12 protein-coding genes are annotated in these 11,493 nt (G+C 70.8%); 9 read left to right on the top strand and 3 right to left on the bottom strand.

Annotated features, from left to right (window positions below; genetic code table 11):
• Positions 1–106 precede the first annotated feature (106 nt).
• From ACH4MY_RS21465 to ACH4MY_RS21430, 8 genes are all read left to right on the top strand, one after another.
• Positions 107–754 carry an HAD family hydrolase gene (locus ACH4MY_RS21465; RefSeq protein WP_398005297.1) on the top strand — a complete coding sequence of 216 codons (648 nt, stop codon included), beginning with the start codon at positions 107–109 and terminating at the stop codon, positions 752–754.
• Positions 755–797: 43 nt separating this feature from the next.
• A complete protein-coding gene (locus tag ACH4MY_RS21460; protein ID WP_398005296.1) occupies positions 798–2,003 on the top strand; it encodes an MFS transporter in 1,206 nt (401 codons plus the stop codon).
• Complete coding sequence (locus tag ACH4MY_RS21455) at positions 1,972–3,147, top strand: acetoin utilization protein AcuC (RefSeq protein ID WP_398005295.1); 1,176 nt, start codon at positions 1,972–1,974, stop codon at positions 3,145–3,147. Before ACH4MY_RS21460 ends, ACH4MY_RS21455 begins: the two co-directional genes overlap by 32 nt.
• Before the next feature lie 163 nt (positions 3,148–3,310).
• Positions 3,311–4,126, top strand: a complete 816-nt coding sequence (locus ACH4MY_RS21450; RefSeq protein WP_398005294.1) for a phosphatase — start codon at positions 3,311–3,313, stop codon at positions 4,124–4,126.
• 127 nt (positions 4,127–4,253) lie between these two features.
• Positions 4,254–4,463, top strand: a complete 210-nt coding sequence (locus tag ACH4MY_RS21445) for a helix-turn-helix domain-containing protein (protein WP_398005293.1) — start codon at positions 4,254–4,256, stop codon at positions 4,461–4,463.
• A gap of 164 nt (positions 4,464–4,627) precedes the next feature.
• The gene (locus ACH4MY_RS21440) at positions 4,628–4,726 is read left to right on the top strand and encodes a 30S ribosomal protein bS22 (protein ID WP_003948845.1); all 99 of its coding nucleotides are present in this window, start codon (positions 4,628–4,630) and stop codon (positions 4,724–4,726) included.
• 138 nt (positions 4,727–4,864) lie between these two features.
• Entirely contained in the window at positions 4,865–5,974 is a 1,110-nt protein-coding gene (locus ACH4MY_RS21435) for an NAD-dependent epimerase/dehydratase family protein (RefSeq protein WP_398005292.1), read from the top strand.
• 15 nt (positions 5,975–5,989) lie between these two features.
• Complete coding sequence (locus ACH4MY_RS21430; RefSeq protein WP_398005291.1) at positions 5,990–7,084, top strand: lysophospholipid acyltransferase family protein; 1,095 nt, start codon at positions 5,990–5,992, stop codon at positions 7,082–7,084.
• Between the two features lie 58 nt (positions 7,085–7,142).
• Here the strand turns inward: ACH4MY_RS21430 and ACH4MY_RS21425 are convergent, their stop codons facing one another.
• The 3 genes from ACH4MY_RS21425 to ACH4MY_RS21415 form a co-directional block, all read right to left on the bottom strand.
• The gene (locus ACH4MY_RS21425; protein ID WP_398005290.1) at positions 7,143–8,381 is read right to left on the bottom strand and encodes a DUF5667 domain-containing protein; all 1,239 of its coding nucleotides are present in this window, start codon (positions 8,379–8,381) and stop codon (positions 7,143–7,145) included.
• A gap of 298 nt (positions 8,382–8,679) precedes the next feature.
• Positions 8,680–9,465 carry an ECF subfamily RNA polymerase sigma factor, BldN family gene (locus ACH4MY_RS21420; RefSeq protein ID WP_189836021.1) on the bottom strand — a complete coding sequence of 262 codons (786 nt, stop codon included), beginning with the start codon at positions 9,463–9,465 and terminating at the stop codon, positions 8,680–8,682.
• 465 nt (positions 9,466–9,930) lie between these two features.
• Positions 9,931–10,890, bottom strand: coding sequence for an HAD family hydrolase (locus ACH4MY_RS21415; RefSeq protein ID WP_398005289.1), 960 nt, complete (start codon positions 10,888–10,890; stop codon positions 9,931–9,933).
• A 141-nt stretch (positions 10,891–11,031) separates the two neighbouring features.
• Here ACH4MY_RS21415 and ACH4MY_RS21410 point away from each other — a divergent pair, with 141 nt between their 5' ends.
• Positions 11,032–11,310: a glutaredoxin family protein gene (locus ACH4MY_RS21410; RefSeq protein WP_398005288.1), complete on the top strand. Its 279-nt coding sequence runs from the start codon at positions 11,032–11,034 to the stop codon at positions 11,308–11,310.
• Positions 11,311–11,493: the final 183 nt, after the last annotated feature.

Below are 11,493 nucleotides of genomic sequence, written 5' to 3'. Positions count from 1 at the left end.
GCAGGGGGGACCCTGTGGGAGAGTAGGACGCCGCCGAACAATTTTTAGCCTCAACCCCCGGACTCTGTCCGGGGGTTGAGGCATTTTTGCGTTCTAAGCTGGGTTCATGCGCTACGACCTGGTCATCTTCGACAACGACGGTGTGCTCGTGGACAGCGAGCCGATTTCCAACACGCTCCTGGCCGGCTATCTGACAGAGCTCGGGCATCCCACGACGTACGAGGAATCGGTGCGCGACTACATGGGGTCGGCCATGCACCGGATTCACGAGCTCGTCGAGGAGCGGAGCGGGCAGCGGCTGCCGGCGGGGTTCGACGAGACGTTCCACGGGCGGGTCTTCGCGGCCTTCGAGGCCGAGTTGGAAGCTGTGCCCGGGGCCGTGGAGGTGCTGAAGCAGTTGGCCGCGGGCGGGGTTCCGTACTGCGTGGCCTCCTCCGGGAGCCACGAGCGGATCCGGGTGGGGCACCGGAAGACCGGGCTCGACGCCTGGTTCCCGGACGAGATCGTCTTCAGCGCCGAGGACGTCGGCCGGGGGAAGCCGTCGCCCGACCTCTTCCTTCACGCCGCCTCGCGGATGGGGGTGGCACCCGAGCGGTGCGTGGTGGTCGAGGACAGCCGGCTCGGGGTGCAGGCCGCCCTGGCGGCCGGGATGGACGTGTACGGGTTCACGGCGATGACGCCGGAGGCGAAGCTCGCCGGGGCCAGGGGCTTCTTCGGGAGCATGGACGAGCTGCCGGCGATATTGAGCCTGTGATCCATCTACCCCCGGGTAGGTTCCGGCCGTACGCTGTGCCGCCATGACGGATGCGCGGTTGCGGCGTGGGCGGGGATCCCTGGCGGTCAGTTTCTTCGTGCAGGGGGTCACCTTCGCCCTGCTCGTGACTCGAATACCGGCGATCCAGGACCAGTACGGGATCTCTGACGGGCTGCTGCCCACCTTCCTGGCCGCGGTCCCGATCCTCGCCGGCGTGGCGAGTGTGATGACCGAGAAGGTCGTCGCCAGGGTGGGACCGGCGGTGGTGCTGCGGTGGGCGCAGCCGTTCGTGCTGTTGGCCCTGCTCGCCGTGGGAGTGGGGTCGGAGCTGTGGCACGCGGCCGTCGCCCTGGGGCTGTTCGGTCTCTCGGTGGGCGCCCTGGACGCCTCCATGAACATGCTGGGCGTCAGCCTCCAGCGGGCGTACGGGCGGAGCATCATGCTCGGCTTCCACGCCTCGTACAGCCTCGGGGGGATCGCGGGGGCCTCGCTGGCCTGGGTCGGGGCGCACTGGCAGCTGTCGCTCTTCGTGTCCTATCTGCCGGTGGTGGCGGTGCTGCTGCCCGTCGCGTTCGTCGGCAGCCGCTGGTACGTGGCCGGCGGGGACCGGACCGAGGCGCCGGAGGAGGTGGAGGAGACCAAGGGGAGCGGTGTCGCCTTCAAGCTGCTGATGCCGCTCTGTCTGGTGATGACCTTCGCGTACATCGGGGACTCGACCGTCTCCAACTGGAGTGCCAAGTACCTCCAGGACGTGCTGGGGAGCTCCGAGGAGCTGGCGACCGTGCCGTATAACGCGTACATGGTGACGACGCTGCTCGGTCGGGCTGTCGGGGACTTCGGGGTGCGGCGGCTGGGCGCGGCGGCGGTCGTGCGGGCCGGGGCCGTGCTGGCCGCGCTGGGCTTCGCGGTGGTGGCGGTGGCGCCGGGGGCCTGGGCGGGGATCGCCGGGTTCACGGTGCTCGGGCTCGGGCTGAGTGTGATCGTGCCGCAGACCTTCGCGGCGGCGGGCCGGTTGTTCCCGGGGGCGAGTGATGCCGCGGTGGCGCGGCTGAACGTCTTCAACTACGTCGGGTTCCTGGTCGGGTCCCCTCTGGTGGGGGCGCTCGGCGACGCGTGGAGCTATCGGGGAGCCATGCTGGTGCCGATGGTGCTGGTCCTGGTCACGGTGGCGTACGCCACGTCGTTCGGTTCGCGAGCGGCCCGATACGGTGGCGGGCATGAGCGGCCGCGCACTGTTGATGTGGGATGAAGCTGTCACGCAGTACGACTTCGGGTCCGAGCATCCGATGGATCCCGTACGGCTGGCGCTGACGATGTCGCTGGTGCGGGCCTACGGGCTCGACCGGGCGGTGGACGTGGTCGCGGCGAAGCCGGCCGGGGACTCGACGCTGCGTCTCGTCCACCGTGAGGACTACGTGGCGGCGGTGCGGGCGGCGTCGGTGGATCCGCGTCACGCCGACCAGGCGTACGGGCTCGGTACGGTCGACGATCCCGCGTTCGCCGGGATGCACGAGGTGTCGGCGCTGATCGCCGGGCAGTCGGTGGGCGCGGCGGAGGCCGTGTGGCGCGGGGAGGCCGCGCACGCGGTGAACTTCGCCGGCGGCCTGCACCACGCGATGCCAGGGGCCGCCTCCGGGTTCTGTATCTACAACGACGCGTCGCTCGCGATCGCCCGGCTGCTGGAACTGGGGGCCGAGCGGGTCGCGTACGTGGATGTGGACGTCCATCACGGGGACGGGGTGCAGGCGGCGTTCTGGGAGGACCCCAGGGTGCTGACGGTCTCGCTGCACGAGCATCCGCGGACGCTGTTCCCGCAGACGGGGTGGCCCGAGGAGACGGGTCCCGCCGGGCCCGGCGAGGGCGGGGCCGTGAACGTGGCGCTGCCGGCCGGTACGGGGGACGCGGGGTGGCTGCGGGCCTTCCACGCGGTCGTGCCGGAGCTGATCGCGGACTTCCGGCCGCAGGTGCTGGTGACGCAGCACGGGGCGGACACGCACTTCGAGGATCCGCTGGCCCATCTGGCGGTGTCGCTCGACGCGCAGCGGGCGGTGCAGGAGAGCTGTCACGAGCTGGCGCACGAGTACGCGGAGGGGCGTTGGCTGGCGCTGGGTGGTGGCGGGTACGCGGTGGTGGACGTCGTACCGCGGTCGTGGACGCATCTGGTGGGGATCGCCGCGCATGCTCCGGTGGATCCGGAGTCGGTGATCCCGTCGTCCTGGCGGGACGAGGTGTACGCGCGGACCCGGCAGCCGGGGCCCGGGCGGATGACGGACGGGCGGTGGCCGGTGGGCTTCCGCGACTGGTCCGAGGGGTACGACCCGGCGGACCGGCTGGACCAGGCGGTGCTCGCGACCCGGAAGGCGGCTTTTCCGCTGCGGGGGTTGCTCGCCTAGGGATCGCCCGGGCCGCGTGGGCCGCCCGGGGATCCGCCGGGAGATCGCCCGGGGGCGCCGTGTCCGCCGTACCCCTGGCGCGTTCCGGTGGGCGTTACGCCGACTGTGCGGTGTCCGGGTGGTTTCGGCTCCGCCGAAGGGGTGTTCCGGCAGCATCGGGTGGGTGTTGAGTACCGGGGCGCTGCGGGCGCATCTGTTGGCGGCGGGGTTGGCGGGCACGGTGGCGACATCGCGGGAGGAGAGCCTGCGGAGCTATCGGCTCTTCGCCGCGCGCGATCCGCGGGTGCTGCTGGGGCTGGATCCCACGTGGGGGTGGGGTGAGGCCGATCTGTTGCGGCTGATGGCCGACAAGTGCGGGGTGTCGGGGGATCCGACGCACCGGTCGGGGCCCGATGTCATCGATCCCGAGCGTACGTTGAGAGGTCTCGACGCGTTCGCCGCGAGATTGGGGGCGGCGGCCGCGCGGCGGGTTCCGGTACTCCTCGGGACGGGACATCCGCATCGTCTGCTCGGTTTCTACGTCGCGCTCGCAGACGCCTTGTCGGCGGCGGGATGTCTTGTTCTCACCCCGGCGCAGGGGCGATGTGTCGACATAACGACGCGGTTCGGCGTACGTACGTACCTTCTCGACTACGTACGGGGGGTCGCACTGGTGCGAGAGCCGGGGCCGTCGGGGGGTGGGCGCGAGCCGGGGGCGCACTCCCACTCGCCGCTGCCGGTTAGGGCCGCCCTGGAGAGCGCCGCCGAGAGCGGCGGGCCGCTGCCGGAGCTCGTGATCGGGGACCACGGATGGGTCTGCGGGGCAGGTCAGCTGGGTATCGAGGCCATCGGTCTCGCCGATACGGATGATCCCGCGCTGTTCGTCGGTGAGGCGGAGGGGCAGGTGTCGGTGGCCGTTCCGCTTGATGACGGCGTGCGCTCCGACTACTACCGCCCGCTCACACGCTATGTACTCAATCGAGCGTGTCTGTCACGGTAAACGGCCGATGCCAGCTCCTCTTCCCCACTCGTACCACCCGCCCCTAGTCTGGAGAGTGAGCGCTCGGCGACGAAGAGTCACCGGAGGGGAAGCCGGTGGGCGTCGCGGCGGAAGGTGCAGGTGGGTCATGGCTGCTGGCGAACGACCTCTCAACGAGGTCAAGTTTCTGACCGTGGCGGAAGTCGCCTCGGTGATGCGCGTGTCCAAGATGACCGTGTACCGCTTGGTGCACAGCGGTCATCTGCCGGCGATCCGTGTGGGAAGGTCCTTCCGGGTGCCGGAACAGGCGGTTCACGAGTACCTGCGGGAGTCCTACGTGGGGGTGGGGAGCGCGTAGCGAGAGCGCGGCGACAACGTCGGGAAAGCTCCGTATGTCCCTCGGATTACAAGCGCGGTGCTCGGGGCGGTAGGCTAGGCCGACGTAGGTCGTGTGGGCCCAGACGCCCCGCACCGATCCCCGCCGGGAGGCGGGGATGTTCCGAGAAGTGAGCGAGGGTAGTCGTGGGCTCTGTTATCAAGAAGCGGCGCAAGCGGATGGCGAAGAAGAAGCACCGCAAGCTGCTCAAGCGCACGCGCGTTCAGCGTCGCAACAAGAAGTAAGGCGACAGCTGCACCGCAGCGTTCAGTGCGTCAGGCGTGGCCCTCCACCGTTCGCGGTGGAGGGCCACGCTTTATTTGCGCGGAAATCTTGAGGCGCTACGGTGGCGACCAACGGAAGACGGACGGAAGGCGCTGATCTTGGGCAAGGTCGTGCTCGTCACCGGTGCCGCCCGGCATCTCGGGGGCCGCTTCGTGCGGCGGATCCAGCGGGATCCGGAGGTGGACCGGGTGATCGCGGTGGACGCGGTCGACCCGGCGCACCAGCTCGGCGCCGCCGAATTCGTCCGGGCGGACATCCGCCGGCCGGAGATCGCCAAGGTTCTCGCCGAGCACGACGTCGACACGGTGGTCCATCTGGACGTCACCGGTACGGCGATCGGCGCCGGTGGCCGTACGTCGGTCAAGGAGACCAACGTCATCGGCACCATGCAGCTGCTCGGCGCGTGCCAGAAGTCGCCGCGGATCAGCCGGCTCGTGATCAAGTCCAGTACCAGCGTCTACGGCTCCGCGCCCCGCGACCCGGCCGTCTTCACCGAGACGACGCCCGCGAAGTCGCTGCCCAGCGGGGGCTTCGCGAAGGACGCCGTCGAGGTCGAGGGGTACGTACGGGGCTTCGCCCGGCGCCGCCCCGACGTGGCCGTGTGCGTGCTGCGGTTCGCGAACATCCTCGGGCCCCGGATCGACTCCCCGCTCGCGGAGTATCTGGCGCTGCCGATCCTGCCGACCGTCCTCGGCTACGACCCGCGCCTCCAGTTCGTCCACGAGGACGACGTCATCGACGTGCTGCGCCTGTCGGCGCACGAGCCGCGCAGGGCCACCCTGAACAGCGGCACCTTCAACGTCGCGGGGGACGGGGTCCTGCTGCTGTCCCAGTGCGCGCGGCGCCTCGGACGGCCGACCGTGCCGGTGCTGCTGCCGGCGGTCACCTGGGTGGGGACGGCGCTGCGTACGGTCGGGATCACCGACTTCGCGCCCGAGCAGATCCGGCTGCTCACCCACGGCAGGGTCGTCTCGACGGTCCAGACGCGCGAGGTCCTCGGTTTCTCGCCGCGCTACACCACGGCGGAGGCCCTCGCCTGCTTCGCCCGCGGGCGGGGACCGGGGCTGCTGCCGCCGGAGATGCTCGCCGGGGCGGTGGACCGGATCGCCGGGCGTCTGGCCCCGTCCGCGTCCGGAGGCCGGGGTGCTTCGGGCCCTCCGGCCGTTTCATCTGCTTCACCTGTTCATCCCGTTCACGACGGCGCCTGAGGAGACCGGACAGCGATGGCGGACGCCAAGGTCATTCCGTTCGACGACGACCGGTCGCGAGCTCGGCGACGGCCCGGCCGTGCCGACGGCGAGGCGGCGGCCGTACGGGCCCTGCCAGGGCCCCAGCAGGGCCCCCAGGTGCCCGAGGGGGGCCGGGAGGGCCTCCCGGGTGCCGAGAGGGGTCCTGAGGCCGGTGCGGAGGCGGCTGCCACCGGCCCGGGGGCCGGCGCCGAAGCGGGCTCCGGGGACGGTGCCGGGACCCGGGCCGGGTCCGGCTGGGAGCGGCGGCTCGCGGGCGGGCTCGCGTTCCTGCGGCGCCGGGTCACCGGCGACTACGAGGTCGACGAGTTCGGCTACGACGAGGAGCTCACCGACCAGGTCCTGATGTCACTGATCCGCCCGCTGTACGAGAAGTACTTCCGGGTCGAGGTGAAGGGCGTCGAGAACATCCCGGCCGAGGGCGGGGCACTGATCGTCGCCAACCACTCGGGGACCCTGCCGCTGGACGGCCTGATGATGCAGGTCGCCGTCCACGACCACCACCCGGCCGGGCGGCACCTGCGGCTGCTCGCCGCCGATCTGGTCTTCGTCCTGCCGATCGTCAACGAGCTGGCCCGTAAGGCGGGGCACACCCTGGCCTGCGCGGAGGACGCGGAGCGGCTGCTGCGCGCCGGCGAGATCGTCGGGGTGATGCCGGAGGGCTTCAAGGGGATCGGGAAGCCCTTCGGGGAGCGGTACAAGCTGCAGAGGTTCGGGCGGGGCGGCTTCGTCTCCACGGCGCTGCGGGCCGGGGTGCCGATCGTGCCCTGTTCGATCGTCGGGGCCGAGGAGATATACCCGATGATCGGGAACGCCAAGACGCTGGCGCGGGTGCTCGGCTTCCCGTACTTCCCGCTCACCCCGACCTTCCCCTGGCTGGGTCCGCTGGGGGCGCTGCCGCTGCCGACGAAGTGGACGATCCAGTTCGGCGAGCCGATCCCGACGGACTCCTACGCGCCGGAGGCGGCGGAGGATCCGATGCTGATGTTCAACCTGACGGATCAGGTGCGGGAGCAGATCCAGCACACGCTCTACAAGCTGCTGGTGCAGCGGCGGTCGGTCTTCTTCTGACCCGGTTCGGGCAGGAAGAAGGGGCGCCCCCCGTCCGTGGGGGCGCCCCTTCTCCTTGCTAGCGAGCGTCCTCGCTGTCGATGCCGAGGCCTGGAAGCAGGCCCGGCAGGAGTGGCGGAAGGGTCACGTCCGGCGCGTCGGGGGGCGTCTGGCCGCCCGAGGGGACCGTCGGTGTGCCCGTCGGGGAGGGCTTGAGCAGTCCGCCGGCGCTGCCGCCGAGGAGACCGTCGTCCTCCGGCGAGCCGGTGCCGCCGTCCGAGCTCGGGCTGGTGCCCGTGCTGGGGCCGGACGGGCGGGGCGGTGCGGAGTGGCTGCCCGGGGGACCGCTTTCGTGGGCGGACGGCGGACGCTGGGTGTCCGTGCCCTGGGGGTTCCCCGGTGTGCTGGGGCCCCCGCTGGGGCTCTCCGTGCCGATCGCGCCCTTCTCCGGTGTGCGGGGAAGGACCGACTGGAGCGGCTCGACCTCTTCGTCCATGGCCTCGAAGACATGGGTGACCTCGCTGCCGACGTCCGCCAGCTGGACGGGGAGTCGGTCGCGGAGGCCGTTCCAGGTGTTCCGGTGGGCCTGGGCGAAGGAGTTGAGACGGGCCATCGGGCCGATCTCGCCGTCCCGCTCGTACGCCTGGCGGAGCAGGCGGTGGCCCTCGGTGGCATCGTGCTTCACTCCGCCCAGGACCCGGCGGATCTCGCTGAGGGACTCGTGATCGAGGTCGCCCGAGCGGCCCCGCTCCATGAGTCTGCGGGCCTCGCTGAGACGGGTGGACGCCTGGTCGAGGTAGATGCCGCCGCGGTCCGCGTCGTCGTCCGCCATTCCCAGTTTGATGTCCTCCATGCCTCGCTTGAGCCCGTAGAGCGAGTCACCCGGAAGCGCGTCGGAGCTGGCAGCGGCCACTCCGCCGAAGGCACCCGCCGCCACACCGACGGTGAGACCGCCGGCGGCGAGGCCCTTGGACCAGCGGGAGCGGGGGCGCAGTTTCCGCAGTGGGGACGCCCGGTGGGCGCCCTTGCCGCCGGCGGTCCGCTGCTCGGGCACCGTGGGGTTCCCGGCAGCGCTCCCCTCCATGAGCATCGCTTCCATGGCGGCGACGAGCTGGGCTCGCTGCACCACCTTGACCTCGGGGTCCAGCTGTGGCTTCGGCAGTTCACCGAGACCGCTCGCCAGAGCCAACAGCCGACCCTGCTCCGCAGGTTCGGCCGGTGCCTCGGGCTGCTCGGCCGCCGCGCCCTCGGACTCCCGGTCCTCCAGGGCCTGGGCGAAGGCGTTCGCCCGCCGGTGCGCCGATACGTTCGCGATCACAGGCGGCACCTCCTCTCGTCATGACGGTCGACTCCCCGGGGTGTCCGGAAGGTTGCACACCTTGAGCGCATCCACACGAAAGAGTGAGTGGCTGCGGACATGGCGTGTCCACAGGGAGCCTGCATCCCGCACAACGAGCGGCGCGGCACTTGGGTTACGCGCGAAAGATGATCGGACCAGCGCGTCATCGAGGCGTCACCGACTGTGAGTTGGACGGGGGTCGTGGGGGCATGGGGGGATACGGGGTGGTGGGAGCGTGGACCGGTCCACGGGGGCGCGTGTGGGGGGCGCGAACCGGTCAGCGGGCGTCGTCCGGGAGGAGGCGGGCCAGGGTGCGGACGGCCCGGTACTGGAGGGTCTTGATCGCCCCCTCGTTCTTCCCCATGACGCGGGCGGTCTCGGCGACCGAGAGGCCCTGGAGGAAGCGCAGGGTCACGCACTCCTGCTGCTGGGGATTGAGGCGGCGGACCGCGTCGAGGAGAGCGGCGTTGGAGAGGGACTCCAGGACCGAGTCCTCGGGGCTCCGCTCGACCTCGTTGGCGTCGAGCATCTCGCCGGTGGTGACCTCCAGCCGGAAGCGGCTGGACTTGAAGTGGTCCGCGACCAGGTTCCTGGCGATGGTGACGAGCCAGGCGCCGAAGTCGCGGCCCTGCCAGGTGAAGGTGGAGATCCGGCGCAGGGCGCGCAGGAAGGTCTCGCTCGTGAGGTCCTCCGCCGTCGCCTTCCCGCCGACGCGGTAGTAGATGTAGCGGTAGACGGTGTCGCTGTACTGGTCGTACAGGCGGCCGAAGGCCTCGGCCTCGCCCGCCTGGGCCCGCTCGACCAGGTCCATCATGCGGGCGCTGTCGCTGTCGGCGGTGGGGCGGCGTGCGGGGGTCGAGGTTCCTGAGCGGGCACCGCGTCTGCCCACGGCGGCGCTGCCGTCGGCCAGGGCATAGCAAGGGCCGGCGGGTGCCGGGGCGGCGAAGGCGAATGCGGGGACAGGGCCGGCGTACGCGGTGGGGACGAAGCCGCGCAAGTGGTCGAGGACCGTTGCGCGCAGCGTAGCCAGGCCCGAGGTGTCAACCCCGACGTGTGGGTACACGGGACTCCCAGAGGCAGAGCTTCCATCACGTGCAGTACAGGACCGTTCACCCGTCGTAGCGACGTGAGGGGTCCCTTGTGCGTCTGAGGAGAATAACGCTTCGTACAGGCAGCGCTACACCCAGTTGCTCAAATCACCGGTTACGTCGGTTCTGTTACTGCTTGCAGTCGAATCAAGGTGCAGTTCGTGACCGGTTGTTGATCGATTTGCTTCCGAGTGTGACTGCGCGGGCGATGCGTTGTGCTCAAGTGCGGGACCGGTGAGTGATCGGGGCCGCTGCGGGGTAAGGAGCCCGGAATGCCTGGGAGTCGACGCGTGCGGCGCTGTTCGACCACGGACGGGTGAGGGCCCCTGGTCCGGGGTTGTCGCAGATGATCGCAGCCGAAACGTATCGGCAGGTCCCCCGCGTGGCGGGGGAGCGATCTGCGTGCCAGAGGGAGCGGGAGGCGGGGGAGTGGCCGGGCCTCAGTGGCGGCGGCGGTGCAGGGCGACGGCGGCCGCCGTGCCGCCGGCCAGCGCGCCCAGGCCCGCGGCGGCGGGGATGCCGACCTTGGCGGCCTTGCGGCCGGTCCGGTAGTCCCGCAGTCGCCACTCCCGGTCCTTGGCGTGCTTGCGCAGCTTGGTGTCCGGGTTGATCGCGTACGGGTGCCCGACGAGCGAGAGCATCGGGATGTCGTTGTGCGAGTCGCTGTACGCGGCGCAGCGGGCCAGGTCGAGGCCTTCGGCGGCGGCGAGAGCCCGTACCGCCTCCGCCTTCGCCGGGCCGTGCAGCGGCTCACCGACCAGCCTGCCGGTGTAGACGCCGTCGACGGACTCGGCGACCGTACCGAGCGCACCGGTCAGACCGAGCCTGCGGGCGATGATCGTGGCCGTCTCGACCGGGGCGGCCGTGACCAGCCAGACCTTCTGCCCCGCGTCCAGGTGCGCCTGGGCCAGGCCGCGGGTGCCGGGCCAGATGCGGTCGGCCATGTACTCGTCGTAGATCTCCTCGCCGATCGACATCAGTTCGGCGACGCGGTGGCCCTTGACGATGGACAGGGCGCTGTCACGGGCGTCCTGCATGTGATCGGGGTCCTCGACTCCGGCGATCCGGAACCAGGCCTGCGCCCAGGCGAAGCGGGCGAGTTCGCGGCGCTGGAAGAACTTCCGCTTGTACAGGCCGCGGCCGAAGTGGAAGATCGCGGCGCCCTGCATCACCGTGTTGTCGAGGTCGAAGAAGGCGGCCGCCTTCATGTCGCCGACGACCGGGAACTCGGGCTCGGCCGGTGTCTCGGCCTCCGTCGCGACGGAGGCCGCGGCCTCCTCCCGCTCCCGTTCCAGCTGGAGCGAGGACTTGCGCGCTGCCTCGGCAGCGGCCTCGCCTGCGAGGACGCTGCGCGCGGTGGCGGAGCGCCTACGGGGGGTGAGCCATCCCAGAGCGGCCATGTCGTGAGCATAGCCAGTCTGTTCGGTACTTCCCGTCTTGTGACGATGCCGGGGCGTGAACACTGCGGGGCTCCCCTGTTAATCGGCGCCGTTCGGCCTCCGCCCGGTCGTGGCGGGGTTCCGCCCGGCCGGCGGGACAGAATGGACGCCATGTTCGGACGGACGAAGAAGAAGGACGCCGGGTCGCGCACCGTGACGCTGATCGGCAAGCCGGGGTGCCATCTCTGCGACGACGCCCGCGCGGTGATCGAGGCGGTGTGCGCGGAGACGGGTGCACGCTGGGAGGAGAAGGACATCACCCGGGACGAGGAGCTCCACCGCGCGTACTGGGAGCAGATTCCCGTCGTCCTGGTCGACGGCGAGCAGCACACCTTCTGGCGTGTGGACGCCGGGCGGCTCCGGCGCGAACTGGGTGCGTGACCGAAAGGCGGTTACCATCATGGACGTTTTGTTGGGTTTCGGGGGCGGAGTCGTGAGAGGTGTGTGCGGTTTTGCCCCCTTCGGGTTCTCAACGCGCTGACACCCTCCGCGGTTCCGCGACGATACGAACAAGCCGCGTGACCCCGGTCACTTTGGCCAGACAAAACGGACACCATCTTTGTG

Origin of the sequence: Streptomyces sp. NPDC017246 (assembly GCF_044331325.1) — a bacterium.
GTDB lineage: Bacteria > Actinomycetota > Actinomycetes > Streptomycetales > Streptomycetaceae > Streptomyces.
Note: the sequence above shows the minus strand (reverse complement) of the source record. Positions and strands in the feature narration are given on the sequence as shown.

Excerpts from the sequence above, each read along its gene's own strand:
- ACH4MY_RS21415 (WP_398005289.1), bottom strand. The coding sequence starts at position 10,890 with ATGGCCGCTCTGGGATGGCTCACCCCCCGTAGGCGCTCCGCCACCGCG.
- ACH4MY_RS21430 (WP_398005291.1), top strand. The coding sequence starts at position 5,990 with ATGGCGGACGCCAAGGTCATTCCGTTCGACGACGACCGGTCGCGAGCT.
- ACH4MY_RS21410 (WP_398005288.1), top strand. The coding sequence starts at position 11,032 with ATGGACGCCATGTTCGGACGGACGAAGAAGAAGGACGCCGGGTCGCGC.
- ACH4MY_RS21455 (WP_398005295.1), top strand. The coding sequence starts at position 1,972 with ATGAGCGGCCGCGCACTGTTGATGTGGGATGAAGCTGTCACGCAGTAC.
- ACH4MY_RS21465 (WP_398005297.1), top strand. The coding sequence starts at position 107 with ATGCGCTACGACCTGGTCATCTTCGACAACGACGGTGTGCTCGTGGAC.
- ACH4MY_RS21460 (WP_398005296.1), top strand. The coding sequence starts at position 798 with ATGACGGATGCGCGGTTGCGGCGTGGGCGGGGATCCCTGGCGGTCAGT.
- ACH4MY_RS21445 (WP_398005293.1), top strand. The coding sequence starts at position 4,254 with ATGGCTGCTGGCGAACGACCTCTCAACGAGGTCAAGTTTCTGACCGTG.